Genomic DNA, 24,684 nt, shown 5'->3' on the forward strand with positions numbered 1-24,684 from the left:
GCGTCTGCCGTCAGCGCTACTCGTAGCCCCGGGCCTGCAGCCGGAACAGTCGCGCATAGCGGCCGTCGAGCGCCATCAGGCTCGCGTGGTCGCCGCGCTCGAGGATGCGTCCACCGTCGATGACCAGTATCTGGTCGGCGGCGCGCACGGTGGAGAAGCGGTGCGAGATCAGCACCGTCATCTTGTCCCGGGCGTGGTCGCGGAAGTCGCCATAGACCGCCGCCTCGGCGGCGGCGTCCATGGCCGCGGTGGGCTCGTCGAGCACCAGGATGTCGGCCTCTTCGCGCATGTAGGCGCGGGACAGGGCGATCTTCTGCCACTGGCCGCCCGAGAGCTCCTGGCCGCCCTTGAACCAGCGCCCGAGCTGGGTGTGATAGCCGCCCGGCATGTCGGCGATGAAGTCCTCGGCCAGGCCGCGGCGGGCGGCCTGCCGCCAGCGGTCCTCGTCCTCGAAGGCGGCCACGTCGCCGGCGCCCAGGTTCTCGCCGACCTTGAGCTGGTAGCGCACGAAGTCCTGGAAGATCACCCCGATGCGCCGGCGCAGGGTCGCCCGGTCCCAGGCGCGCAGGTCGCTGCCGTCGAGCAGGATGCGCCCCTCGCTGGGATCGTAGAGGCGGGTCAGCAGCTTGATCAGGGTGGTCTTGCCCGAGCCGTTGACGCCGACCAGCGCCAGGCTGTGGCCGGGCGTCAGATGCAGGTCGATGCCGGAGAGCGCGGCCTTGTCGGCGCCGGGGTAGGTGAAGCCCACGCCCTCGAAGCGGATGCCGTCGCCGGGGCTGTCGCCTTCGGTGAGATGCCCGCTCTCCTCGGGCACCGGCTGCTCCAGGTACTCGTAGAGGTTGGAGAGGTAGAGGTTGTCCTCGTACATGCCGCCGATGGCGGTCAGGCTCGCCGACAGCGCCGCCTGGCCCTGCTTGAAGACCATCAGGTACATGGTCATCTCGCCCAGCGTCAGCCGGCCCGCGACGGTATCGGCCACCACCCAGGCGTAGGCGGCGTAGAAGGCCAGGGTGCCGAGCAGGCCGAGCAGGAAGCCCCAGGTCTCGCGGCGGATCGTCAGTCGCCGGTCCTCGGCGTAGAGGGTCTCGAAGATGCGCCGGTAGCGGTCAAGCAGCAGCGGCTCGAGGCCGAACAGCTTGACCTCCTTGATGCTGTCCTCCCGGGCCAGCACGGTCTCCAGATACATCTGCATGCGGGTCTGGGGCGAGCGCCAGCGGAACAGCCGGAAGGCGTCGCCGGAGAAGCGCGCCTCGGAGAGAAACACCGGCAGGGCGCCGATCACCAGCACCAGCAGCGCCCAGGGCGAGAAGCCGACCAGCAGCACGCCGAAGCTGGCCAGGGAGATGGCGTTCTGCAGCAGCGAGAAAGTCTTGTTGACCAGTCCCAGCGGGCGGGTCGAGGCCTCGCGCCGGGCCCGGGTCAGCTTGTCGTAGAACTCCGAGTCCTCGAACTGGGCGAGCGTGAGGGTGCCGGCCTTCTCCAGGATCATGACGTTGACCTTCTGGCCGAGCAGGGCGCGCAGCAGCGACTGCTGGGCGGCCAGCCCGCGCTGGGCCAGGGCGATCAGCGCCACCACGCCGGCTTCCAGCAGCACGAAGCGCAGCACCGGCCACAGCTCGGGCATCAGCGGCGTGCCGGCCTGATGGCGTTCCATGGCGGCCACAACGCTGTCGACGATCAGCTGGCCGACCCAAGCGGCCACGGCGGGCATCACGCCGGCCACCAGGGTGCACAGGGCGAGCCCCAGGGTCAGGCGGCGCGAGGTCTGCCACACCAGGCCCAGCGCCCGATGGCTGTAGCGGAACACCCCGAGCATGGCCAGGGGCGACGAGACGGAGGAGGGCGGTGCGGCGCGCGAGGACAAGGGCGGGCTCCGTGTCGGCGAGAGGCCCCCGTCTAGCGGAGCAGGCGGCCGACGTGAGAGAGGGGCGATACGACGACGCCCCGCACGAGGCGGGGCGTCGTCATGAGGACGGCGGGAGCGGGGCGGTCAGCTGCCATCGTCGGCGGTGGCACTCGGCTCGGCGCCGGTGCTGGCCACCGTGGTGCCGGTCTCGCCGCTCTCCAGGGCCGCCAGCATCGGCTCGGCCTCGTTCTGGAAGGCGACCAGGGCATCACCGCTCAGGCCCTGATGCTCCGGCAGTTCCACCTTCATGGCGTCCACCTGGGTGTTGTTGACCATGACCTCGTAGTGCAGGTGGGCACCGGTGCTGCGCCCGGTGTTGCCGGAGAGCGCGATGCGCTCGCCGCGCGTCACCCGCTCGCCGCGGCTGACCAGGGGCTTGGAGAGGTGCAGGTAGCGGGTCTTGTAGCCGTTGTCGTGGCGGATCACGATGTAGCGGCCGGCCAGGGGATGGTTGCCCACCAGCTCGACGCGGCCGTCGGCCGGGGCGTCGACCGGGGTGCCGGACGGCATGGCGAAGTCGGTGCCCTTGTGAGGGCTGATGCGGCCGGTGACCGGGTGGTGGCGGCGCAGGTTGAAGCTGGAGCTGATGCGGTAGTGGCCGCTGAACGGATAGCGGTCGAAGGCCGGGTCCAGGCTTTCGCCGTCCGGGGTGTAGAAGCGGTTGTCCTCGGCGTTGCGCACCAGGGTCAGGTCCATGCGCGACCCCTCGTAGCTGACCGCCAGCACGCGCGGATCGAGGTCCTCGCCGTCGATCAGGTCGGATTCCACCAGCACGCTGAAACGGTCGCCGCGACGGGTGTCGCGGCGAAAGTCGAGTTTCTTTTCCAGCACGTGGGAGAGTTCGGCCACCTCGGCGCTGTTCAGGCCGGTGGCCTGGGCGGAGCGCGCGAAGCTGCCGCTGACCGTACCGGCGTAGAGGCGCTGCGTGGCCTCGCCGGTGCGTTCGATGGTGGCCACGTCCAGGCCGCCCTCGTCGCTGCGCTCGATCTGGTAGCCGGTGCGGGCGTTCTTCATCATCCGCATCGACAGCAGCTTGCCCTGCTCGTCGAGCTGGTACTCGAAGCGGTCGCCGGCGCGCCAGTGGGTGAGCAGGCGCGGCTCCGGCATGGCCTCGAGCAGGGCGGTGACTTCGCTGTAGCCCAGTCCCAGGTTCTCCTGGGCCATGATCGCGAAGGTATCGCCGGACTCGACGGTGTAGGCCAGCCATTCGGGCACGTAGGGCTCGTCGGCGTCGATCTCGTCCTCGAGCACGATCGGGCCGTCGTCGAACAGCTCGAGCTCGTCGGAGGAGATGTCCTCGTAGGAGGTGGCGTCGGCGATGAGCTGCTCGTCGGCGGCCAGCATGCCGCTGCCCACGGTGCCGACCACGATCGCCAGGTGGCGCGCGGTGTCGTCGAGCTGCGGGGCGGTGACCTCGGCGTCCTCGATATCGCCGCTCGCGTGAGCGGCGCGGGCGAAGTCCACGTCGACGATCTCGGACGCGGGCAGCTGGGAGAGGGGAATGGCCTCCAGGGTGGCGTCCTTGGCACGCGACGCCAGTTGGATGGCTTCGGAGACCGGGGCGCGATCCAGGGCGAGAGAGGGAACGCCGGGGCTGGCGTCTTCGCCGAGGGCGATCAGGACGCTGTCCTGGTCCTGACCGCCCTGACGGGCGTCCTCGACGGACGTCAGAATCTTGTGGGCGCCCAGCACGGTGACCATGGTGGCAACGGGCAACAGCAGCAACTTGTGCGTGCGGGGCAGCGAACGAAGAATTCGCATGATGTTTTTTGGCCTGGTGAATAGGTGTAAATGCTTAAAAAGGCACTAGAACCTTAACCCATGATGATTAGGGTGCCTAGGCTGTACACCTATACAGCAGGGTGCTGAGCCGTCCCGTCAGGCCCGGGCCGGCTCCGCGAACAGTGTTTATTAACTCTTTGACCGTGCCATGCATCGACCCCGTCTGGCAAGTCGGTCGAGCATCCGTTAGACGAAGGTCCCATCCCGATAGTCGCGCAATGCCCGGTCGAGCTCGTGGCGATGGTTCATCACGAAGGGGCCGTAATGGGCGATGGGCTCGCCGTGGGGTTCGCCCGCCAGCAGCAGGGCCCGGGCCCCTGCGGCGCTGGTCAGTGACAGGTGATCGCCCGCGCCGAGGTGCACCAGTTCGCCCCGGGTGACGCCGTCGCCCGCCACCGAGAGTTCACCGGCGAAGACGAACACCAGCAGGGTGGTGGCGCGAGACGACAGCGTCAGCTCGCCGCCGGCGTCGAGCTCGAGATGGGCCACGCCGGCGCGGCCCGCCAGGGCCTCGAGCGGGCCGCTGATGCGTTCGCCGTCGGTCGCTTGCCAGTCGCCGCCCAACGCCGTCAGCCGAGCGCCCGGCCTTGCCAGATGCGACATCGCATCGCGGCGCACGTCGCGATAGGTCGGCTCGCTGAGCTTGTCCGCGGCGGCCAGGTTGAGCCATAGCTGGAAGGCGTGCAGGCCCTCGGCGTCGGCGAAGGGCGTCTCGCCGTGGATGATGCCGCGGCCGGTGTGCATCCACTGGGCGTCTCCGGGGCCGATGCTCGAGTGATGGCCGAGGTGATCCTCGTGGCGCAGGCCGCCGTGGAGCACGTAGGTCAGGGTCTGGATGCCGCGATGGGGGTGCGGCGGGAAGCCGCCGATGGCGTCGTCGTGGGGCGCCGCCTCGAGCTCGTCGAGCATCAGGAAGGGATCCAGGCCGCCGCCGAAGTCGTGCAGGCGGCGGATGGCGACGCCGTCGCCGTCCTGGCTGGGATGGCTCCTGAGGCGGCGATCGGGGCGGCGGTCGATGGGCTGGGTCATCGTCTCGAACTCCCTGGTGATGATGGAATGACTGGCATTCTAGGCCGATTTTTTCGAAGATTAAGCGCAACGTTTCGCGCATTACATTCGAGGAAATCGAACATGTCCCGTGTCACCCTCGCCCAGTGGCAGATGCTGGCCGCCGTGGTCGATCATGGCGGCTTCTCGCGGGCCGCCGAGGCCATCCACAAGAGCCCCTCGACGCTCAATCACGCGGTGCACAAGCTGGAGGAGCAGCTCGGCGTGGCGGTGCTGGAGCCGGTGGGCCGCCAGGTGCGGTTGACCGAGGCCGGCGAGATGCTGCTGCGGCGCGCCCGCCAGCTGCTCGACAACGCCTCGTCGCTGGAGGATGTGGCCTCGCGGCTGGCCGAGGGGCTGGAGGCGGAGATCGTGCTGGCCATCGACCAGCTCTTTCCGCCGGACGCCCTGGCGCGGGCGCTGGATGCCTTCTCCGCGGCCTTTCCCTATGTGCGGGTGCAGCTGCACGAGACGGTGCTCAACGGCGGCGTCGAGATGCTCCAGGAGGGTGAGGCCGACTTGCTGGTCTCGGGGGTCGGTGCCCGAGGCTTCCTCGGCGAACCGCTGGTGACGGTGCGCTTCGTCGCCGTGGCTCATCCCGATCATGCCCTGCACCGGTTGGGGCGCGCGCTCGACCTGCGCGATCTGGAACAGCATCGCCAGCTGGTGGTGCGCGATTCCGCGCAAGGGCAGGCCCAGGATGCCGGCTGGCTCAAGGCCGAGCAGCGCTGGACGGTGAGTCACCTCGACACCTCCATCGGCATGCTGGAGCGCAACCTCGGCTTCGCCTGGGTGCCGGAAACGCGCCTCGGCGATAGCCTGGAGGCCGGGCGGCTCAAGCCGCTGCCGCTCACCGCCGGCGGGGTGCGGCAGGTGCCTCTCCAGCTCATTCACCGCGATGAGGACCGCGCCGGGCCGGCCACCCGGGCCATGGCCCAGCAGCTGCGCGACAGCCTGCGCGAGGTCGACGCCGGCGAATCTTTCGAAGAAAACGAACGGTGACGGCCAAAAACTGCGCTTGAGCTTCGATTTCCTCGGTTTACGCTAGGCGCAAACGTTCTGGAAGAGGAATTCGAGATGGGTTTGTTGATCGACGGCCAGTGGCACGACCAGTGGTATGACACCAAGGCGCATGGCGGCGAGTTCGTGCGCGAATCGGCCAAGCTGCGCGACTGGATCACACCCGATGGCAGCCCCGGCCCCGACGGCCGGCCGGCGCGCACCGCCGAGGCCGACCGCTACCACCTCTACGTGTCGCTGGCCTGCCCCTGGGCACACCGCGTGCTGATCATGCGTCGCCTCAAGGGGCTCGAGCCGCTGATCGGCGTCTCGCACACCAGCCCGCTGATGCTCGATCAGGGCTGGACCTATCACCGCGACGAGGGCTCGAGCGGCGATCCGCTCAACGGCGTCGACTTTCACCACCAGCTCTACACCCTGACCGATCCGCATTACACCGGACGGGTCACGGTGCCGGCGCTATGGGACCGCCGCGACGGCGGTATCGTCAGCAACGAGTCGGCGGATCTGGTGCGCATCTTCAACGACGCCTTCGACGAGCTGACCGGCAATCGCCTGGACCTCTATCCGGCGGATCTGCGCGAGACCATCGATGCCGTCAACGCCGACGTCTACGACCACGTCAACAACGGCGTCTACAAGGCCGGCTTCGCCAGCGAGCAGGGCGTCTACGAACGCCACGTCGAGGCGCTGTTCGCTTCCCTCGACCGGCTCGAGACGCGGCTGTCCGAGTGGCGCTATCTGGCGGGGGAATGGCTGACCGAGGCCGACATCCGCCTGTTCACCACCCTGGTGCGGTTCGATGCCGTCTATCACGGCCACTTCAAGTGCAACCTGCGTCGCCTCGAGGACTACCCGAACCTCTCGAACTACATGCGTGAGCTCTATCAATGGCCGGGCGTGGCCGAGACGGTGAACATGGAGCATATCCAGCGCCACTACTACATGAGCCACGAGACCATCAATCCCAACGGGATCGTGCCGGCCGGCCCGCTGCTCGGTCTCGAGCGTCCCCACGACCGCGAGCGCCTGCCGGGTCGCGGGATTCGCGAGAAAGGGTAGGGCGCCAGCCTTAAGGGAAGGGAGGCATCCGTCTCCCTTCCTTCACTGCCGCTAGCCCTTCTGCTTCGCCAGCCATCGATCCAGCGCGTTGGCGAATTCCCGGCGGTCGACGTCCGAGTAGCCCTTGGGCCCGCCGGTGTGTTCGCCGCTGGCGCGCAGGGTCTCCATGAAGTCCCGCATCTGAACCCGGGCGCGGATGTTGCTCTCGTTCAGCGCCTCGCCGCGGCTGGTCATCACGCCGGCGCCGCGCTCGATGGCGGCCAGGGCCAGCGGCAGGTCGGAGGTGATGACCAGGTCGCCCTTCGTCAGGCGGTCGACGATCTCGTCGTCGGCGGCGTCGAAGCCGTGGCTGACCGCCAGGCCCTTGACCCACTTCGAGGGCGGCAGCGGCACCTGGTGGTTGGCGACGAAGGTGGTCGGGGTGGCGGTGCGCTCGGCGGCGCGCACGATGATCTCGCGGGCGATCCGCGGGCAGGCATCGGCGTCGACCCAAAGGTTCGGCATGGAGGCTCCTGAGACAAGAGGGTGAAGGCAAGGCGTCGCTGGCCACGCGAGGGGCGCCGGGGACGGGGCGCAGAAGGGGCCTGCGCCAGGGAGGGTGTCCCCCGGGGACGGGGCGAGAGCGCCCCTCGGAGACCCGACGCCGGATCAGCCCTCGTGTCGATGCGGCGTCGCGCCGGAAAAGATTGGCCAGAGCAAAGCGACGATGGTAGCATGCGCGCTCCTCGCATGTGCTGACCCCACCATCATACTCAGCGCCGTTTCACCCAGCGTGAACACGACGCTCGCGAAGACGCCGGGCCAACCGCCCAAAGCGTTCGAAATGTGAAGATGGAGCGCCGCCAAGAGTTCGCCACCCGGGTGAATTCGGCGCAGACGGTCGCCACGACGGTTCGCCTGCCAAGGCGGGCTCGAACCGATGCCAGGTGCGACCGGCGTCCCCGACTCCGATGTTGACGACGACCTGCCCCCGTGCAGGATCCCCGACCGTGTGACCGCGTCAGGGGCGCCACGATGTTTCTTGCCGGCGATGCCGGCCTACCAAGGTGTGATTCATGACCTCGACTTCCGTCGCCTCGCCGAGTTTCGGCGATCTGGCCCTGCTGCCTGCCGTTCATTCTGCAATCGAGACCCTCGGCTACGAGACCCCGTCGCCGATCCAGGCACAGACCATTCCAGCCCTGCTGGAAGGCCGCGACATGCTGGGCCAGGCCCAGACCGGTACCGGCAAGACCGCCGCCTTCGCCCTGCCGCTGCTCTCGCGTCTCGATCTCGACAAGCGCGCGCCCCAGGTGCTGGTGATGGCGCCGACCCGCGAGCTGGCCCAGCAGGTGGCCGTCTCCTTCACCAAGTACGGCCAGAACCTCAAGGGCCTGGAAGTCGCCACCCTGTGCGGCGGCATGGAATATCGCGAGCAGATGCAGGCGCTGCGTCGCGGCGCCCAGGTCGTGGTTGGCACCCCCGGCCGCATCATCGACCACCTGGACCGCGGCAGCCTGAAGCTCGACGGCCTGTCCGCCCTGGTGCTGGACGAAGCCGACGAGATGCTGCGCATGGGCTTCATCGACGACGTCAAGCGCGTGGTCGCCGACACCCCCCAGGATGCCCAGCGCGTGTTCTTCTCCGCCACCCTGCCGGCCGAGATCGAGCGCATCGTCAACCGTTACCTGGTCGAGCCGGTCAAGGTGACCATCGAGTCGCGCACCACCACCGGCGAGAACATCGAGCAGCGCCGCGTGCGCATCGAGGGCGGTGCCAAGCAGGAAGCCCTGGCGCGCATCCTCGAGGTCGAGCCGGTCGATGCCGCCATCGTCTTCGTGCGCACCCGTGCCGCCTGCACCACCCTGATGGAGCAGCTCTCCGCGCGTGGCGTCAACGTGGCCAGCCTGTCCGGCGATCTGGACCAGAGCCTGCGCGAGCGCACCATCACCCGCCTCAAGCGCGGCAAGGTCGACGTGCTGATCGCTACCGACGTGGCCGCCCGCGGCCTCGACGTGCCGCGCATCACCCACGTCATCAACTACGACCTGCCCCAGGACGCCGAGGCCTACACCCACCGCATCGGCCGTACCGGTCGTGCCGGTCGCAACGGCGTGGCGATCACCTTCGCCGGCAACCGCGAAGGCCGCAAGGTCGGCTGGCTGGAGCAGGCCACCGGTCAGAAGATGAGCGAGATGGCCCTGCCCGACGAGGCCGCCATCCGCGCCCATCGCGATCAGGTCTTCCACCAGCGCGCCGTGGCCGCCATCACCAAGGGCGCCGAGGAGCAGCGCGCGCTGATCGAGCAGCTGATCGGTGAAGGCTACGATCCGGTCGACCTGGCCTGCGCCTTCTCCGCCCTGGCGCGCGCCGACGAGGCCCCGATCGGCCGCCTCCAGGCGCCGCGCAAGGAGCGCAACGACCGCAACGATCGCCGTGACGGCAAGCCGCGTCGCGAGAACGGCCCCCGTGACCGTGCACCGCGCGAGGGCATGACCCGCTACCGCGTGTCCGTCGGTCACAAGGACGGCGTCAAGCCCGGCCAGCTGGTCGGCGCCCTGGCCAACGAGGGCGGCATCGAGGGCAACCGCATTGGCCGGATCGACATCCGCAATGCATTTTCCGTCGTCGAGTTGCCGAACAACCTGCCGTCGAGCATCCTCGACAAGATGGGGCGCGCTCGGGTCGCCGGTCGTCCGCTGGAGATCAGCGAAGACCGCGCTCCCGCCGAGCGTGCGCCGCGCCGCCGCCGCGACGATGACGGCCCGGTGCCGCGTCGCGAACGCGCCTGAGGCGATCTCGCTAGCGTGAGGCGTCGCTCCTGACCGGAGCGCGCCTCACGCAACGCCATGACCGAGCAGGTCGGGGGAAACCCCGGCCTGCTCGTCGTTTATCACTACCGGTCCGCGTGGCCGGCATGCATGTCGAGGGGAGAGCGACGATGTGGTCACGTTTGCCGTTTCGCCTGCGGGGCTATCTGATCACCATGACAGGCGTGCTGTTCCTGTCGCCGGATGCGCTGCTGGTCAAGGCCACCACGGTGGACGTGGCCACCTTCATGTTCTGGCGCGGTCTGCTGCTCGGCGTCGCCCTGCTGGGCGTGGCCTGGTGGCGCTACGGGCGTGAGCTGCCGGCGGCGGTGAAGGCCTGCGGTCCCGCGGCCTGGTGGTGCCCGCTGGCCTTCGCCGGCAGCGCCTGGGCCTTCGTCATCGGCGTCCGGCTGACCGCCGCCGGCAACGTGCTGGTGATGATGAACCTGGCGCCGCTGGTCGCCGCGCTGATCGGCTGGTGGGTCTTCGGCGAGCGGCTGCGCCGGCAGACCTGGGTGGTGATCGTGGTCTGCGTGGCCGGGGCCTGCCTGATGGCCAGCGGCGAGATCGGCAGCGGCAACCCCTTGGGGCTCGTGGTGGCCTTGGGAGTGCCGCTGTGTATCGCCATCAACACCACCGTGGCCAGCGCCCAGAAGAGCCAGTCCCGGCGCGGCGTCGACACCACCGTCATCCTGCCGCTGGGCTGCCTGGCCATGCTGGTGCCCGGCGCGTTGCTGGGCGGCGTGCAGTTGCCGTCGGCGGCGGACATGCAATACCTGCTGGCGATGGGCGCGCTGCTGACGGTCGCCTACTTCGGCATCCAGACCGGACCGCGCTACCTGCCGGGCGCCGAGGTCAGCCTGGTGATGCTGCTCGAGACCCTGGTCGGCACCCTGCTGGTGTGGCTCTGGGTCGGCGAGGTGCCGACCGTGGCCGCCTTCATCGGTGGCGGTCTGATCGTGGCCGCGATGCTGATCAGCACCCTGCGCGACCTGCGTCGCCAGCGGCAGAAGGCCGCCGCCGGCGCGCCGGATTCGCGGGAGGTGCTGGAGGCCGCCGCCGAGGGCGGGCCCGATGCCGCCGCCGAGCCCGCGGTGGGTCCGCCCGGCGTACGCCGGAGCGACGGGCCGCGCTGAGCCCGGCTGCCGGCGGTAGCCTCGCAGGGCCATGTGGCCTCGGCCGACCGGTGTGGCGGCGGGCGCTATATGTGTGACATTTGCTCTGATATGGTCCGCACTTCGTCAGCCATCCGTCAGGAATCGCCATGTCTTCGCTTTCCATCGGTCTCGTGGGTCTCGGCAAGATCGCCCGGGACCAGCATCTGCCGGCCATCCAGGCCAATCCGACCCTGCAGCTGGTGGCCGGGGCCGACCCCATGGCCGGCATCGACGGCCTGCCGCACCATGCGTCGCTGGAGGCGATGCTCGCCGCCGAGCCCGACCTCGACGCCGTGGCCATCTGCACCCCGACCCACCTGCGCTACGCCCAGGCACGGCTGGCTCTGGAGGCCGGCAAGCACGTGCTGCTGGAGAAGCCGCCCGGCGCCACGCTGAGCGAGGTCGCGGCGCTGGTCGAGCTGGCCGAGCGCAGCCCCGGCACGCTGTTCGCCGCCTGGCACTCCCAGCACGCCGGCGGCGTGGCCGCGGCGCGCGAGAGGCTGGCCGAGCGCCGCATCCTCGGCGTCGAGATCGAGTGGAAGGAGGACGTGCATGTCTGGCATCCCGGTCAGGACTGGCTGTGGGCGCCCGGCGGCATGGGCGTCTTCGACCCCGGCATCAACGCCCTCTCGGTGGCCACCCGGGTGCTGCCGCGGCCGTTCTTCCTGCGCCAGGCGACCCTCGTGGTGCCGGCCAACTGCCAGACGCCGATCGCCGCTGAGCTGGCCTTCATGGATGCCGAGGAGACGCCGATCGCCGCCGACTTCGACTTCCGCCAGGCCGGCGAGGTCACCTGGGAGGTGCGCGTCGCGAACGACGCCGGCCAGCTGCGGCTGACCCACGGCGGCAATCGCCTGCTGATCGACGACGAGGTGGTGGTGGACGCGCCCACCGGCGACGGCAACGACGAGCCCTCACGGCTGGCCGCCATGGTCGGCCAGGAATACGCCGGGCTCTACGCGCGCTTCGCCGAGCTGGCCGCCGCCGGTCGCTCCGAGGTCGACGTCGCCCCGCTGCGCCAGGTGGCGGACGCCTTCCTCTATGGTCGCCGCGAGAGCGTCGAGCCGTTCGAGGGTTGAGGCGTTCGCTCAGCCGGTGGCGATCGCTCGGCTGATCGGTCGGCAGCCCACTGAACAAACAACGGGACGGCGCATGCCGTCCCGTTTCGCTTCCACTCTGGGGTTTCTGATGCCGACCTTCTCGGCCCGCCAGGGCCTCAGGCCTCGCGCTTTCCGTCGACCAGGCGACCTCGCGGGCCTTGCTGCTTTGCATGAGGCCGTCGACGCTCTGCACGTAGGCGTCATGGATGCCCGGGGGCAGCATGGTCTGGGTTGGAATGGGCGCGCCGGACTCAGCCCAGGTCGAGCTGGCGGCCCAGGGCGCTGTCGCCGGGCTCGATGTCCAGCGCCTCGGCGGTCCCGGCGAGCACCGCCTGGGCGGCGAGGAAGGCCTCGCGGGGCTGGCGCGCGCGGATGCTCTCCATCAGCTGTCGGTGGCGCTCCAGGCTGTCCTCGGGGTCGCTGGCGCTGACGTTGGACTCCGCCACCAGCATGTAGATCGAGGGCCTGAGGATGTGCGAGAGCTGGGCCCAGACGATGTTGTGGGTGGCCTTGAAGATGGCGACGTGGAAGGCGACGTCGTAGTCGCTGTGCAGCCGGGCCTCCTGGCCGTCGGCGCCGTGCAGGTTCTGGCCCATGCCCTCGAAGGCTTCCTCGATGGCGACCAGGTCGCGGGCCGTGGCGCGTTTGGCGGCGGTCATCGCCACATAGGGTTCGACGTCGAGGCGAAACGACAGGATCTCGCGCTGGATGCCCGGGTTGGGCGCGGCGTAGCGGGTCATCCAGTCGGTGACCTGGGGATCGAGGATGTTCCACTCGGCGTATTCGCGCACCTTGGAGCCGTGGCCCGAGATGCGCTCGATGATGCCCACGTCCACCAGCTGGCGCAGGTCGCTGCGCACCGCCGAGCGGTTGATGGCGAACTGCTCGCAGAGGTCGACCTCCTTGGGCACGAAGTCGCCGGGCTGATAGCGGCCGGAGAAGATGGCCTCGGCCAGGAAATCGGCCACGCTGGGGCGAGGGGATGTCTTGCGCTGCTTGTCTGTCACGAGTCCCGCGTCCGGTAAAGATTCAACATATTGTGTTCTATGTTGCACGTTTCATCAATGTGACCTTGGTGTCAGGACGCCGCCTCGGCGCCCGCCAGCAGCCCGCAGAAGCGGGCCAGCAGCGAGGTGGCCTCCGGCGTCGGTGACACCGCCGCCAGCAGCGCCTCGGGGTCGCGGCCCTGCTCGGCCAGCCCCTCGGCCTGATGGCGCAGGTAGGCGCGCATCACCGACGGGGTGAACTCGGGATGGAACTGCACGCTCCACTGACGGGGCCCGTAGCGCAGCGCCTGGAAGGGATCATGGTCGTTCACGGCCAGCACCTCGGTGCCCGGCGGTGCCTGGAGCACCGACTGGGCGTGGGTCAGCTGGGCGGGAAAGGTCTCGGGCAGCGCGCCCAGCAGGGCGTCCCGGTGGCCGGCCTCGGTCAGCCGCACGGGGTGGGTGCCGGTCTCGCGGCCCGCGGGATGATAGCCGCTGTCGCCGCCGAAGGCCGCGGCCATCAGCTGGTGGCCGTAGCAGACGCCGAACATGGCGACGCCGCGCTCGCGGGCCTCGCGCAGCCAGGGCTTGAGCGCCTCGCTCCAGGGCTCGGCATCGCTGACCATGGCGTGGGAGCCGGTGATCACCAGGGCATCGTCGGCGGTCAACGTCGGCGGGGGGCCGTCGTGGCGGGCATCGAACACCTCGAGGGTGAACTCGCCGCAGGCGGGGGCGAGCCGGTCGCGGAACAGCGCCTCGAAGTCGCCGTGGTCGCGGACCACATCGTCGAAGGCGTCGCCGGTCTTGACGATCAGCAGTCGCGGCATCTCAGTTCCCCCGAGCCAGTCGCTGACCCAGGGCGCGCATGAAGGCCGAGCCGGCCTCCAGCTGCGCGATCTCCAGGTACTCGTCGGGCTGGTGGGCCTGGCTGATGCTGCCCGGGCCGCAGATCACCGTGGGCAGGCCGGCGCGCTGGAACTGGCCGGCCTCGGTGGCGTAGGCCACGGCCCCGGCCGGCGCCTCGCCGACCAGCTCGCGGCAGAGCGTGAGCACCTCGGCGTTGTTGTCGTCGGCCAGCGCCGGCACCGTGACGTTGAGCCGCTCGGTGTGGATGCCGGCGTCCGGGGCGCGCTCGCGCATCTCGGCCTGCAGCGTCTCGGCGTAGGCCTCGACGCGGCCGACCAGGTCCTCGAAGCGGTCCGACGGCAGGTGGCGGATCTCCCACTCGAAGCTGCACTCCCGGGCCATGATGTTGATGGCGGTGCCGCCCTGGATCTTGCCCACGTGCAGGCTGGAGTGGACCACGTTGAAGGCCTCGTCGACGCGGCCCTCGGCGCGCAGCTCGCTCATCACGTCCTCGATGAAGGTCACCAGCCGGGCGGCGACGTGGATCGCCGAGACGCCCTGGTGGATCTGGCTGGAGTGCGAGGCGCGGCCGGTGACGGTGGTGCGCAGGTTGGTGGCGCCCTTGTGGGCGACCACCGGCTCCATCAGCGTCGGCTCGCCGACGAACACCGCCGCCGGACGCGGATGGTCGGCCATCAGCCGCTCGATCATGCGCGGTGCGCCGACGCAGCCGATCTCCTCGTCGTAGGAGAAGGCCAGATAGAGCGGCTTTTCCAGCTCGAGCTCGACCCAGCGCGGCACCTCGGCCAGGGCGCAGGCGATGAAGGCCTTCATGTCGCAGGTGCCGCGGCCGTAGAGGCGGCCGTCGCCCTTGTCGGTCAGGGTGAAGGGATCGGTCGACCAGGGCTGGCCGTCCACCGGCACCACGTCGGTATGGCCGGAGAGCACCACGCCGCCCTCGACCGCCGGGCCGATGCGGGCCAGCAGGTTGGCCCTGGTGCCGTCGTCGCTGTCGACGCGCCAGTGCTCGACGCCATGGTCGTCGAGCCAGGCCTCGATGAAGGCGATCAGGTCCAGGTTGGAGTCGCGGGACACGGTGGGAAAGCCCACCAGTCTCTCGAGGAACTGGGCGGCGGTCATGGTCGGCTCCGAAGCAGGGTGACGTCGCCGCCTAGCCTATCACGCCGCCCGGACCCGAGGGATGGTCGCGGTGGCATGAGAGAGGGCAGAAAAGAGGCGCTTCGCCGCTCAGGTCGAGCGACGCCGCAGCCGCGGCGCGCGCAGCGGCTCGCCGCGCAGCCAGGGGCCGAGCAGCCGCGTCGACAGCGGGATGAAGAGGAACACCATCACCGGGGTCAGCATCAGGGTGCTGGCCAGCACCCTCGGCACCAGCGGCAGCGTGGCCAGGGCGTCGCCGAACAGGATCTGGAAGGCCAGCGAGACCGGGAAGAACGCCAGCCAGATGGCGATGGCCTGTTTCCAGCGCGGCGGCGCGGGGCTGCCGGCTGGCTGGAACCAGCGGTCCAGGCCGGTGGCGCGGTGCTCGTGGGGCGCGTCGAAGAGGCCCTGGCCGCGGGCCAGCCAGGCCCGGCGCGAGGCGGAATGCTCCCAGGTCGCCAGGGTCTCGGCGTCGCGGAAGCGGAAGATGATCTGGTATTCGTCGTCGCCGGGGGGCGGTGCCAGCACGCCGGAGCCGAGGTAGCCGCCGAAGTCGGAGGCCAGTTCGCGGCCTTCCTCGAGCCAGCGCATGAAGTCGCGATAGCGGCCGCTGGCCACGCGGCGCGCCACCATCAGAGTGACGGGATCAGAGGACATGGTGGTTCTCCTGATGAACTCGTTGGCCCGGGTAAGGGCCGCCGAAGAAACGGCGGATCGGGTACATCCGCTGCCGGGAGGAATCTTATGTCATTCGGGAGGAAATAGACAGATTGTGTGGCTTTCGGGTCTTGAGCCAGCATGATGGTCTATTTTGGTGCGAGATAGGGGGGCTGCTGGAGAACATGCACCATGCCGGTGCCGGCGCGCATCGCCGCATGACAGGGGCATCCGCCGCGGCTCCAGGCCGTGTCCTCCACCTGTCTATGAGGGAGCCACCATCGCCATGTCAAAAAAACCGAGAAAAAGCGAAACCCGGCACGGCCGCACGGCGTATCTATCCACGCAACACCTTCTGCAGCCGTCAACAATGGAGAGAGACATGAACGTCTACTCAACACAAGCGGGAATGGGTTTCGTTGTAGCGATGAGCATGGCACTGGGGGCTTCTTCCGCCTTCGCGGGCATGGAGGCTCCCGAAGAGGTCGCGGTCCCGGCAGGCAACACGGTCTTCCTCGAGACCGTCGGGAAGGGCGAAATCACCTACGCCTGTGAAACAAGAGAGGATGGCGCCATGGGCTGGGTCTTCAAAGGGCCCGATGCCATGCTCATGGACGGCGACGAACAGGTCGGCTCCTACTATGGCCCGCCCGCCACCTGGGAGGCGAGTGATGGCTCGAAGATCACCGGTACCCAGCTGGCCACCGCGCCCGGCGGGGATGGCAACATTCCCTTCCAACTCGTCGAGGCGAACCCCGCGATGGGAGAAGGTGCGATGACCGGCGTGACCTATGTCCAGCGTCTCAACACTCAAGGCGGGGTGGCGCCGGATTCAGCTTGTTCGGCAGACAACGCGGGAGCCACAGAAATCGTCAACTACCAGGCGGATTACCTTTTCTGGAAAGCAAGCTAGTACCCAGCGAACGGCGAGCACCGCGACGCCCCCGCCCGAGCCGGGTGGGGGCGTCGCTTGCCGGGCAGTTGTGCCCCTGAATCCACGCCACAAGCGCAGCACCTGCGGTATCCAGGCCTCACGAGGATTCCCTCGGAAACCCCCGCGGCGGTGTCCGAACCGAGCCATCTTCGAGGCCGGCAGATGGCCAGTGGCCCCCAACACGGCAGACCGCCAATGAGGAATGCCTGGCGACTCACTCCCGCTCGTTTCTCGTCGCCCGCAGCAGCACCCGATCCATGCCTCGGGTGCTGAGCACACGCTTGAGCGCGGCGAACAGGTGGGTGGGGACGGTCACGGCGTAGCGGGGCTTCGGGCGCCGGTGCTCGAGGGCGTGGATCAGCTTGTCGACGACCGCCTCGGGGCCGAGGGTGAAGGCCCCCTTGCCGTCCTCGCTGGAAAGGCGTGCCTCCACCTTCACGTAGGTGTCGGCGTGGGCGCTGCGGGCGGCGTCGATGTTGGCCCGGTAGGCGCGATAGGCGTTCTCGCGGAAGCGGCTGGCGATGGGGCCGGGCTGGATCAGGCTGACGTGGATGCCGCTGCCGGTGAGCTCCTGACGCAGGGTATCGGTCAGGCCCTCGAGGGCGAACTTGGAGCACACATAGGCGCCGCGATAGGGCAGGGCGGCGAAGCCCAGCACCGAGCTGTTGTGCACGATGCGCCCGTGGCCCTGGGCGCGCATCATCGGCAGCACTCGAGTGGTGAGCTCGTGGGTGCCGAGCAGGTTGGTCTCGAGCTGTTCGCGCAGCACGTCCCGGCTCAGGTCCTCCACCGCGCCGGGCTGGCCGTAGGCGCCGTTGTTGAACAGCGCCGTCAGCCGCCCGCCGGTGCGCTCGTGCACCGCGTCCACCGCGGCCTCGATCGAGGCGCTGTCGGCCAGATCCAGTCGCAGGGCCTCCAGGCCCTCCTCCTCGAGGCGCGAGACGTCCTCGGCGGCTCTTGCTGTCGCGAAGACCCGCCAGCCGCGCCTGGCCATGGCATGGGCCGCGGCATGGCCGATCCCGCTGGAACAGCCGGTGATCAGCAGGCTGCGCGTCGTCTCTTGGCCTTCCGGCATCCTCGTGTCTCCTTCCCTTTCATGTGTCTCTTGATCGCTAGCCGCCGACCAGCCGCGCCTGGCTGGTGCCGTTGCCCAGCGGCTCGACGCGGATCTGCACCGGGATGCGCTCGTGCATCTCCTGCACGTGGGAGATCACCCCGACGCGGCGGCCCAGTGCCTGCAGGCCGTCCAGGGCCTCCATGGCCAGCGCCAGCGACTGCGGGTCGAGGCTGCCGAAGCCCTCGTCGATGAACAGCGATTCGATGGTGAGCTCGCCGGAGGCCATGGAGGCGAGCCCCAGCGCCAGGGCCAGCGAGACCAGGAAGGTCTCGCCGCCGGACAGCGAGTGCACCGAGCGACGCTCGTCGCCCATGTCGTGGTCGACCACCAGCAGCCCGAGCTCGCTGCCGCCGCGCACCAGCCGGTAGCGCCGCGACAGCCCGCCGAGGTGCGCGTTGGCATGCTCCAGCAGCTGCTCCAGGTTGTAGGCCTGGGCGATGCGCCGGAACGCCTTGCCGTCGGCGGAGCCGATCAGCTCGCTGATGCGGCCCCAGCGGCGATGCTCGGCCCGCGCCGCCTCGAGCTCGGCCTGGGCGTCCTGCTGGCGCCGCCGCCGGCGGTCGTCGTCGTGCAGGGCGTGGGCGGCCTCGTCACGCTGCTGCTGGGCGGCGTTAAGCCGCGGGGTGAGGGCCTCGCGCTCTTCACCCAGGGCCTCGCGGCGACGGGCGATCTCGGCCTCGGCGGGGGCGTCGAGCAGCGCCGGCTCGCCGTCGTCGGCCTCGACCAGCGCCTGTTCGCGGCGATGATCGATCAGCGCCTGGCGGCGTTCCCTGAGGGCGGCGGCGGCCTGCTGGCGGGCCTGGTCGGCGTCTTCCAGCTGTTGCCGCTGGCGCTCGGCCTCGTCGTCGGACTGGGCCAGCAGCCGGGCAAGAGTGGCGTCGTCCAGCTCGGGATGCATCCGGCGCCACTCGGCCAGCTCGGCGGCGAGGGCGTCGCGCTCGCGGCGCAGCGCCTCGAGCCGCTCGACCTCGTGGGTCGCCTGCTGGGCGAGGCGCTGATGCTCGGTCTGTGTTTCGTGATAGCGGGCCAGGGCCGCGTCTCGTGCGGTGGTGGCGGCCTGCTGGCGAGCGTCGAGGTGCTGCTGCCAGGCGTCCGGCGAGGCGTGCTCGCCGAGGCGGGCGCGTAGGTCGGCGGCCAGGGCATCGCGTGCCTGGCGAAGAGGCGGCAGCCGTTCGGCCAGCCCGGCGAGTTCCTGTTCGAGCTCGCTCTGCTGGGAGCCGAGCCGGGCGAGCTCGATCTCGTCCTGATGCAGCGCCTGGTTCAGCGGGGCGAGTTCGGCCTCGGCCCGGGACAGCTCGTCGAGGACGCGTCGTTGCTCGGCCCGTTGGTCCTCGCTGGCCTGTCGCTGATGGTTTAGCCAGGCCTCGCGCTCCTCGGCGGCGATGGCGGAAAGCTCCGGCTGCAGCGGATGCGCGTCCAGCGTCCGCTGCGTCTCGGTGCGCTGCCGGTCGGCGTTGCCGAGGTCCTCGCGCTGCTGGGTCACCGAGGCCTTCAGGGCGCGGTATTCGCCTTCGATGTCATGTCGCTGCTGGTAGGCCCGGTCGTGCTGGTCCTGCGCCTGTGCCAGCTGGCGATTCTCCTCCGCCTGCTGGGCGGCGAGCTGGGCGGCCTCCGGCGAAGCGGGCGGCCGGTGACGCCAGGGATGCTCGAGCCCGCCGCACACCGGGCAGGGCGCGCCATCCGTGAGGCCCTCGCGCAGGTGGATGACGCTCTCGCTGCGCACGGCGCGGCTGCGCTCGACGAACGCCTGAATGCTAGAGAGGTGGCGCTCGGCGTCGTCGAGGCGCTGTCGGGCGGCCTGGCCTCGGCCGAGCAGTGCCTCGAGCCGCTGCTCGTGGTCTGCCAGGCGCGTCTTCAGCGTCTGATGGGCCTGTTCGGCGCGGCAGGCTTCCTGCCACTGACCGTGCAGCTCGCTTAGCCCGAGCCGGCGCTGGGCCGCCGTATCGTGGGCCCGCTGGGCGGTCTGTCGGGCGCTGTCCAGGCCGTCATGGTCGCCGATCAGGCGCTCCAGGGCGGCGTGCCAGCGGTCGCGCTGCTCGCGGCGCTGGGAGTGGGCCGCGTCGGCCTGGCGCCGCTGCTCGGCGAGGGCGGCGGCGCGTCGACGGCGCTCCTCATGGGTGTGCTCGAGCTCTGCCAGCTGCTGGTCCTGGGTCGCAAGGCGCTGGGCCAGTTCGCGTGCCTCGCGCAGCGCGGGCTCGGCCTGCCGGCGTGCCTCGGTGGCGTCCGCCAGCGTCTTTTCGGCGGCCTCGCTGGCGCCCCGGGCCTGTGTCTGCGCACGCTCGGCGTCGGTAAGCGTTCGCTTCGTCTCGGCGTGAGCCGCTTCAAGCGCCTCGAGCTCGCCGGGCAGCTCGGACTGGCGCGTCAGCCGATGACGCTGGGGCAGGATCACCCGCCGCCAGGCCTGATCCTCCCGGGCCGGCGCCAGCGATTGCCAGCGTTCCTCAGCGCTCTGCTGGCGGCGCTGGCCCTCAACGAAGGCGTGGCGCAGTCGGTCGTCCTGGTCGTGCCAGCGCTGCTCGGTCTGGAGCGATTCCGAGCGCTTCTGCAGGTCGGTAAGCGCTCGCTGGGTGGCCTCGGTGGCCTGTTCGAGCTCGGCGCGGGCCTCGGGCTCGGCGGGCAGGTCGTCGGCGAGCCGGGCCTCGATCTTCTCCACGGCCTTCCTGGCGTCGCTGGCGCGGCGGTAGGCGGCCATGGAGATGGCGGAGTATTCAGTGGTGCCGGTCAGCCGCTCCAGCAGATCGCTGCGCTCGTTGTCGTCGGCCTTGAGGAAGGCGGCGAATTCGCTCTGGGCCAGCAGTACGGCGCGGGTGAACTGCTCGAAGGTCAGGCCCAGGCACTCCGGCAGCAGGCGGTCGAACTCGCGCTTCTGGTTGGTCAGCAGGCGGTCGTCATCGAGGTCGCGCAGCGACTGATCGACCGCCTGCAGGCGGCCGCTGGCCTTCTCGCGGGCGCGGCGCACCGCCCAGCGGGCGCGATAGCGGCGGCCGTCGCGGCCGAGGAAGTCGACCTCGGCGAAGCCGCTGGCCGTGCCGCGGCGCAGCAGGGTGCGCGGGTCGGCGGTGTTGAGGGTGGCGTCGCCGACGTCAGGCAGCGGCGCCTCGCGGCCGGGGGCCTGGCGCAGCCGGGGCGTGCCGCCGTACAGCGCCAGGCACAGGGCGTCGAGCAGGGTGCTCTTGCCGGCGCCGGTGGGGCCGGTGATGGCGAAAAGCCCGGCATCGCTGAGTGGCGCTGCGGTGAAATCGAGCGCAAGCGGCCCGGGAATCGAGGCCAGGTTGGCCAGGCGCAGGGCGAGGATCTTCATGCGGAGTCCTCCTCGCCGGCGTCCAGCACGTCCTGACGCAGCCGGTCGAAGTCGGCCAGGATGTCGTCGTCCGGCGGCTCGCCCCAGCGGCCCTGCCAGGTGCGCTCGAACAGCCGGCGGGGGCCGAGGGTCTCGAGGTCGACGCGCTCGGGGGCGTTTTCGGCCGCGACCTTAGGCAGGCGGCGCTCGAGGCGCAGCAGGCGCAGCGGCTTGCCCTCGAGGGCGGCATCGACCCGGGCGCGCAGGTCGGGCATCGGCGCCTCCAGCTCGACGCGCAGCTCCAGCCAGGGCCAGCGCTCTCTCGGCAGATCGGCATCGAGCTCCAGCCAGGGCCAGCGCTCTCTCGGCAGATCGGCATCGAGCTCCAGCGCCTCCAGCTCGGCCAGCACGGCGTCGAGCGGCGCGGGGCCGAGCCGATGCATGGCCACCGGGCGCGGCACGGGCAGGGACTCGACCCCGGCCAGCCGCTCGCCGTCGATGGTCGCCTCGACCACCTGGTGGGCGTAGTTGAGCTCGCTGAAGTCCAGCGGCAAGGGGCTGCCGCTGTAGCGGATGCGCGCCTCGCCGACCCTTTGTGCGCGATGCAGGTGGCCCAGCGCCACGTAGGCGATGTCGTCGGGGAACAGGGCGGCGGAGATCGACTCCTCGCCGCCGATCACGATCGGCCGCTCGCTGGCCTCGGACACGGCGGCGCCGTGCAGGTGGGCGTGGCTCATGGCGACCAGCGCCTGGCCGTCGCCGCGACGCTCGCGGGCGGCGTCGATCAGCTCGCGATGGACGCGGTTGATGCCGGCGACGTAGTCGTTGGGCGCTTCCTCACCGTCCCCGTCTTGGTCTTCACGGGCCATCTGGCCGGTGACCTCGGCGGGGCGCAGGAAGGGCAGCGCCAGGCACCAGGCGCGGGTCTCGCCGCTGGCGTCGGCGAGCGGCACCAGCAGGCGTTCGGCGTCGAGGCGGCCGTCGTCGAGCCAGCGTACCCGGCCCCGGGCGTGGGTGCGCAGGCGCTGCATCAGCGGGGCGGGCAGCTCGATGCGGTTGCCGCTGTCGTGGTTGCCGGCGATCAGCACGATGTCGAGGGTAGGCAGCCGCTCGTGGGCGCCGACGATGAAGTCGAAGAGCAGTTCCTGGGCGCGCAGCGAGGGATTGACCACGTCGAAGATATCGCCGGCCACCAGCAGGGCGTCGGCCTCGCGTTCGACCAGGGTATCGAGCAGCCAGCTCAGGAAGGCGCGGTGCTCCTCATGGCGCTCCTGGCCGTGGAAGCTCTGGCCCAGGTGCCAGTCGGCGGTGTGGATCAGTCTCAGCATGGCGTCCCCGGTGTTCCGTCACACGGTCGAAAAGGCCTAGTCTAACCCGAGCGCCGCCGACACATCAGGGAGCGCCTTGAGCGATCAGTGGCTTCCCGATATCCACCCGGTGCGGGGCTGATCCGGCGACAGGTCTGCGAGGGGCGCTATGAACCCATCCTTGGGCGCTACTTTGGCCATCCCTGGCCAAAAACCCCCTCTGCGACCTGTCACCGGCGCCCCGCGTGATGTCCACTTTGATATTCCGAGTTTTTCGATGATCGAACTGCACGACTGGAACCTTTCCCCCACCGAGGCCATCGCGCTGCAGCGGCGCCTGGCCGGGCGAGTGGAGCGCGAGGATCGCCTGGAGGCGGTGAGCCGCATCGCCGGGGTGGATATCGGCTTCGAGCAGGGGGGCGAGATCACCCGCGCCGCGGTGGTGGTGCTGGCCTGGCCGCCGACGGGCGAGGGCGCCTTCGAGGTGGTCGAGCAGGCGGTACACCGCGAGCCGACGCGCATGCCCTATGTGCCGGGGCTGCTGTCGTTTCGCGAGGTGCCGGCGGCACTCGCGGCCTTCGAGGGGCTAGTCACCCGGCCGCAGCTGGTGATGGTCGACGGCCAGGGCATCGCCCATCCACGCCGGCTGGGCGTGGCCAGCCACCTGGGGCTGTGGCTCGATCTGCCGACCATCGGCGTGGCCAAGAAACGGCTGTGCGGTCGCCACGACGAGCCGGGTCCGGAGCGGGGCGACGGCACGCCGCTGGTCGACAAGGGCCCCGGCGGCGAGGAGACGATCGGCACGGTGCTGCGCTCGCGGCGGGGCGTGAAGCCGGTGTTCGTCTCGCCGGGGCATCGGCTGTCGCTGGCCACGGCGCTTGACTGGACGCTGGCCTGCCTGGGGCGCACCAAGCTGCCTGAGCCGACGCGGCTGGCCGATAGCCTGGCGTCGCGGCGGGATCAGACACGGCGCTGAGCTTGCCATCCCTGGCCGGGCAGCCGACCATGGCGCCCCTTTCTTCTCTATCTGGATGCCCGACATGAGCGCTTCTGCCCCCAGCCCCCTTGCGGCCACCCGTGCCTGGGTCGAGACCTTCGTGGTCGGCCTCGAGGTGTGCCCCTTCGCCGGCCGCGAGGTGGCCCGCGACAGCATCCGCTACGTCGAGGTGGATGCCACCGATCCCGCGGCCGCGCTGATGAGGCTGATGGAGGAGTGCTGGCACCTCGACGAGCATGCCGGAACCGAGACCACGCTGATGGTGCTGAGCGAGGGCCTGGCGGACTTCGACGACTACCTGGATGCGCTGGGCATGGCCGAGGCGCTGCTGGAGGAGCAGGGCTACGAGGGCGTCTATCAGATCGCGAGCTTCCACCCGGACTACGAGTTCGAGGGCGAGGCCGAGGATTCGCCGCGCAACTTCACCAATCGCTCGCCCTGGCCGATGTGGCACCTGATCCGCGAGGCCGGGCTGGAGCGAGCGCTGGCGCACTATCCGGACCCCGAGGCCATCCCCGAGCGCAACGCAGCGCTGATGGAGCGCAGGGGCCACGACGCCCTGGCCGCCTCGCTGGCGGCGCTGCGCGGGGCATCGGGGCAGGGCTAGCTCCGATGCCCGTCGCGCTAGCCGCGCCTCAGACCACGTCCAGCGCTTCCTTGGCGAACGGGGCCGGGAATTCGGCCTCCAGGCGGTCTATGGCCTGGTCGTCGAGGGTGGCCTGGAGCACGGCGGCGTTGTCGCGGACGTGGTCGGGCTGGACGGCCTTGGGCGTGGCGATCAGGTCGCGCAGGCCGTCGACCGGGCGGATCGCCCAGGCCAGCAGCAGCTGGGCCGGCGTGAGGCCCTGCTCGGCGGCCAGGGCGTTGACCACCTGATTGCTGAGCGGGTCCTGCTGCAGTCGGCCGGCACGGGCCAGCGGGCAGTAGCCCATCAGCGGCATGCCCTGCTGGCGCTGCCAGGGACGCAGGGCGTGCTCGATGCCGCGCGAGCCCAGATGGTAGAGCACCTGGTTGACGGCGCAGTCGCTGCCGCCGGGGCGTGCGTAGAGGGTCTCCATGTCGTCGACGTCGAAGTTGGAGACGCCGAAGCGGCGGATCTTGCCGGCCTCGCGCAGCCGCTCGAAGGCCTCCAGGGTCTCGTCGATGGGGATGCCGCCGGGCCAGTGCAGCAGGTAGAGATCCAGGTGGTCGGTGCCCAGGCGCTCGAGGGTCGCCTCGCAGGCGGCGATGGCCGTGTCGCGCCCGGCGTTCCAGGGATAGACCTTGGAGACCAGGAAGGCCTCGTCGCGACGCCCGGCCAGGGCCTCGCCGACGACCTTCTCGGCGCCGCCGTCGGCGTACATCTCGGCGGTGTCGATCAGCGTCATGCCCAGGTCCAGGCCCAGCTGCAGGGCGCGGACCTCGTCGGCGCGGGAAGCGGGGCCTTCGCCCATGAACCAGGTGCCCTGACCGATGGCGGGCAGTTCCACGGCCGGCTCGTGAGCGGTGGCCGGCAGGGTGACGCGAGCGGGTTGTGTCATGGCGCTTCCTATCTTTTTT

General features: G+C 70.2%; 20 protein-coding genes. 8 read left to right on the forward strand and 12 right to left on the reverse strand.

From position 1 onward, the window contains the following. Positions 1–16 precede the first annotated feature (16 nt). The 3 genes from UYS_RS0210875 to UYS_RS0210885 form a co-directional block, all read right to left on the reverse strand. Positions 17–1,816 (reverse strand): ABC transporter ATP-binding protein, encoded by a 1,800-nt coding sequence (locus tag UYS_RS0210875; protein ID WP_051008827.1) that lies wholly within the window; start codon positions 1,814–1,816, stop codon positions 17–19. 174 nt (positions 1,817–1,990) lie between these two features. Further along, on the reverse strand, positions 1,991–3,667 hold the full coding sequence (locus UYS_RS0210880) for a peptidoglycan DD-metalloendopeptidase family protein (RefSeq protein ID WP_420319339.1): 1,677 nt from the start codon (positions 3,665–3,667) through the stop codon (positions 1,991–1,993). A gap of 207 nt (positions 3,668–3,874) precedes the next feature. Next, positions 3,875–4,717: a pirin family protein gene (locus tag UYS_RS0210885; RefSeq protein WP_016855538.1), complete on the reverse strand. Its 843-nt coding sequence runs from the start codon at positions 4,715–4,717 to the stop codon at positions 3,875–3,877. A 102-nt stretch (positions 4,718–4,819) separates the two neighbouring features. On the opposite strand from UYS_RS0210885, the gene UYS_RS0210890 reads away from it, so the two are divergent. Continuing rightward, the gene (locus UYS_RS0210890) at positions 4,820–5,737 is read left to right on the forward strand and encodes a LysR family transcriptional regulator (protein WP_016855539.1); all 918 of its coding nucleotides are present in this window, start codon (positions 4,820–4,822) and stop codon (positions 5,735–5,737) included. A 75-nt stretch (positions 5,738–5,812) separates the two neighbouring features. Beyond that, entirely contained in the window at positions 5,813–6,817 is a 1,005-nt protein-coding gene (locus UYS_RS0210895) for a glutathione S-transferase family protein (RefSeq protein ID WP_016855540.1), read from the forward strand. Between the two features lie 51 nt (positions 6,818–6,868). On the opposite strand, the gene UYS_RS0210900 is transcribed toward UYS_RS0210895, so the two are convergent. After that, on the reverse strand, positions 6,869–7,321 hold the full coding sequence (locus UYS_RS0210900; RefSeq protein WP_016855541.1) for a YaiI/YqxD family protein: 453 nt from the start codon (positions 7,319–7,321) through the stop codon (positions 6,869–6,871). A 551-nt stretch (positions 7,322–7,872) separates the two neighbouring features. Between UYS_RS0210900 and UYS_RS0210905 the strand changes: the two genes are divergently transcribed. The 3 genes from UYS_RS0210905 to UYS_RS0210915 all read left to right on the forward strand — a co-directional run bounded on the left by UYS_RS0210905 (position 7,873) and on the right by UYS_RS0210915 (position 11,842). After that, positions 7,873–9,588 (forward strand): DEAD/DEAH box helicase, encoded by a 1,716-nt coding sequence (locus UYS_RS0210905; protein WP_016855542.1) that lies wholly within the window; start codon positions 7,873–7,875, stop codon positions 9,586–9,588. Between the two features lie 149 nt (positions 9,589–9,737). Further along, on the forward strand, positions 9,738–10,742 hold the full coding sequence (locus tag UYS_RS17310) for a DMT family transporter (protein WP_040478289.1): 1,005 nt from the start codon (positions 9,738–9,740) through the stop codon (positions 10,740–10,742). Positions 10,743–10,870: 128 nt separating this feature from the next. Then, positions 10,871–11,842: a Gfo/Idh/MocA family protein gene (locus UYS_RS0210915; RefSeq protein WP_016855544.1), complete on the forward strand. Its 972-nt coding sequence runs from the start codon at positions 10,871–10,873 to the stop codon at positions 11,840–11,842. Positions 11,843–12,114: 272 nt separating this feature from the next. Here UYS_RS0210915 and UYS_RS0210920 read toward each other — a convergent pair whose 3' ends face one another. The 4 genes from UYS_RS0210920 to UYS_RS0210935 all read right to left on the reverse strand — a co-directional run bounded on the left by UYS_RS0210920 (position 12,115) and on the right by UYS_RS0210935 (position 15,510). Continuing rightward, a complete protein-coding gene (locus UYS_RS0210920) occupies positions 12,115–12,870 on the reverse strand; it encodes a FadR/GntR family transcriptional regulator (RefSeq protein WP_026068495.1) in 756 nt (251 codons plus the stop codon). 71 nt (positions 12,871–12,941) lie between these two features. Beyond that, positions 12,942–13,676, reverse strand: a complete 735-nt coding sequence (locus UYS_RS0210925) for a glutamine amidotransferase (protein WP_016855546.1) — start codon at positions 13,674–13,676, stop codon at positions 12,942–12,944. Between the two features lies 1 nt (position 13,677). Continuing rightward, positions 13,678–14,835 (reverse strand): acetylornithine deacetylase, encoded by a 1,158-nt coding sequence (argE, locus tag UYS_RS0210930; RefSeq protein ID WP_016855547.1) that lies wholly within the window; start codon positions 14,833–14,835, stop codon positions 13,678–13,680. 108 nt (positions 14,836–14,943) lie between these two features. Further along, on the reverse strand, positions 14,944–15,510 hold the full coding sequence (locus UYS_RS0210935) for a putative antibiotic biosynthesis monooxygenase (RefSeq protein ID WP_016855548.1): 567 nt from the start codon (positions 15,508–15,510) through the stop codon (positions 14,944–14,946). 382 nt (positions 15,511–15,892) lie between these two features. On the opposite strand from UYS_RS0210935, the gene UYS_RS0210940 reads away from it, so the two are divergent. Continuing rightward, positions 15,893–16,423 (forward strand): DUF3455 domain-containing protein, encoded by a 531-nt coding sequence (locus UYS_RS0210940; protein WP_016855549.1) that lies wholly within the window; start codon positions 15,893–15,895, stop codon positions 16,421–16,423. Positions 16,424–16,658: 235 nt separating this feature from the next. Here UYS_RS0210940 and UYS_RS0210945 read toward each other — a convergent pair whose 3' ends face one another. Genes UYS_RS0210945 through UYS_RS0210955 form a run of 3 tightly spaced genes read right to left on the reverse strand, consistent with a single transcriptional unit; the run spans position 16,659 to position 22,169 of the window. Continuing rightward, positions 16,659–17,519 (reverse strand): SDR family oxidoreductase, encoded by an 861-nt coding sequence (locus tag UYS_RS0210945; protein ID WP_016855550.1) that lies wholly within the window; start codon positions 17,517–17,519, stop codon positions 16,659–16,661. 37 nt (positions 17,520–17,556) lie between these two features. Then, positions 17,557–20,862, reverse strand: a complete 3,306-nt coding sequence (locus UYS_RS0210950) for an AAA family ATPase (protein WP_016855551.1) — start codon at positions 20,860–20,862, stop codon at positions 17,557–17,559. Then, positions 20,859–22,169 (reverse strand): exonuclease SbcCD subunit D, encoded by a 1,311-nt coding sequence (locus tag UYS_RS0210955; protein ID WP_016855552.1) that lies wholly within the window; start codon positions 22,167–22,169, stop codon positions 20,859–20,861. Before UYS_RS0210955 ends, UYS_RS0210950 begins: the two co-directional genes overlap by 4 nt. A gap of 256 nt (positions 22,170–22,425) precedes the next feature. Between UYS_RS0210955 and nfi the strand changes: the two genes are divergently transcribed. Both nfi and UYS_RS0210965 read left to right on the forward strand, forming a co-directional pair. Further along, positions 22,426–23,124 (forward strand): deoxyribonuclease V, encoded by a 699-nt coding sequence (gene nfi / locus UYS_RS0210960; protein WP_016855553.1) that lies wholly within the window; start codon positions 22,426–22,428, stop codon positions 23,122–23,124. A gap of 64 nt (positions 23,125–23,188) precedes the next feature. Further along, on the forward strand, positions 23,189–23,752 hold the full coding sequence (locus UYS_RS0210965) for a DUF1415 domain-containing protein (protein ID WP_016855554.1): 564 nt from the start codon (positions 23,189–23,191) through the stop codon (positions 23,750–23,752). A 28-nt stretch (positions 23,753–23,780) separates the two neighbouring features. Here UYS_RS0210965 and UYS_RS0210970 read toward each other — a convergent pair whose 3' ends face one another. Continuing rightward, entirely contained in the window at positions 23,781–24,665 is an 885-nt protein-coding gene (locus tag UYS_RS0210970; protein ID WP_026068497.1) for an aldo/keto reductase, read from the reverse strand. Positions 24,666–24,684: the final 19 nt, after the last annotated feature.

It is taken from the genome of Halomonas smyrnensis AAD6 (genome assembly GCF_000265245.1).
GTDB lineage: Bacteria > Pseudomonadota > Gammaproteobacteria > Pseudomonadales > Halomonadaceae > Halomonas > Halomonas smyrnensis.

Excerpts from the sequence above, each read along its gene's own strand:
- UYS_RS0210875 (WP_051008827.1), bottom strand. The coding sequence starts at position 1,816 with ATGCTCGGGGTGTTCCGCTACAGCCATCGGGCGCTGGGCCTGGTGTGG.
- UYS_RS0210880 (WP_420319339.1), bottom strand. The coding sequence starts at position 3,667 with ATGCGAATTCTTCGTTCGCTGCCCCGCACGCACAAGTTGCTGCTGTTG.
- UYS_RS0210885 (WP_016855538.1), bottom strand. The coding sequence starts at position 4,717 with ATGACCCAGCCCATCGACCGCCGCCCCGATCGCCGCCTCAGGAGCCAT.
- UYS_RS0210890 (WP_016855539.1), top strand. The coding sequence starts at position 4,820 with ATGTCCCGTGTCACCCTCGCCCAGTGGCAGATGCTGGCCGCCGTGGTC.
- UYS_RS0210895 (WP_016855540.1), top strand. The coding sequence starts at position 5,813 with ATGGGTTTGTTGATCGACGGCCAGTGGCACGACCAGTGGTATGACACC.
- UYS_RS0210900 (WP_016855541.1), bottom strand. The coding sequence starts at position 7,321 with ATGCCGAACCTTTGGGTCGACGCCGATGCCTGCCCGCGGATCGCCCGC.
- UYS_RS0210905 (WP_016855542.1), top strand. The coding sequence starts at position 7,873 with ATGACCTCGACTTCCGTCGCCTCGCCGAGTTTCGGCGATCTGGCCCTG.
- UYS_RS17310 (WP_040478289.1), top strand. The coding sequence starts at position 9,738 with ATGTGGTCACGTTTGCCGTTTCGCCTGCGGGGCTATCTGATCACCATG.
- UYS_RS0210915 (WP_016855544.1), top strand. The coding sequence starts at position 10,871 with ATGTCTTCGCTTTCCATCGGTCTCGTGGGTCTCGGCAAGATCGCCCGG.
- UYS_RS0210925 (WP_016855546.1), bottom strand. The coding sequence starts at position 13,676 with ATGCCGCGACTGCTGATCGTCAAGACCGGCGACGCCTTCGACGATGTG.
- argE (WP_016855547.1), bottom strand. The coding sequence starts at position 14,835 with ATGACCGCCGCCCAGTTCCTCGAGAGACTGGTGGGCTTTCCCACCGTG.
- UYS_RS0210935 (WP_016855548.1), bottom strand. The coding sequence starts at position 15,510 with ATGTCCTCTGATCCCGTCACTCTGATGGTGGCGCGCCGCGTGGCCAGC.
- UYS_RS0210940 (WP_016855549.1), top strand. The coding sequence starts at position 15,893 with ATGAACGTCTACTCAACACAAGCGGGAATGGGTTTCGTTGTAGCGATG.
- UYS_RS0210945 (WP_016855550.1), bottom strand. The coding sequence starts at position 17,519 with ATGCCGGAAGGCCAAGAGACGACGCGCAGCCTGCTGATCACCGGCTGT.
- UYS_RS0210950 (WP_016855551.1), bottom strand. The coding sequence starts at position 20,862 with ATGAAGATCCTCGCCCTGCGCCTGGCCAACCTGGCCTCGATTCCCGGG.
- UYS_RS0210955 (WP_016855552.1), bottom strand. The coding sequence starts at position 22,169 with ATGCTGAGACTGATCCACACCGCCGACTGGCACCTGGGCCAGAGCTTC.
- nfi (WP_016855553.1), top strand. The coding sequence starts at position 22,426 with ATGATCGAACTGCACGACTGGAACCTTTCCCCCACCGAGGCCATCGCG.
- UYS_RS0210965 (WP_016855554.1), top strand. The coding sequence starts at position 23,189 with ATGAGCGCTTCTGCCCCCAGCCCCCTTGCGGCCACCCGTGCCTGGGTC.
- UYS_RS0210970 (WP_026068497.1), bottom strand. The coding sequence starts at position 24,665 with ATGACACAACCCGCTCGCGTCACCCTGCCGGCCACCGCTCACGAGCCG.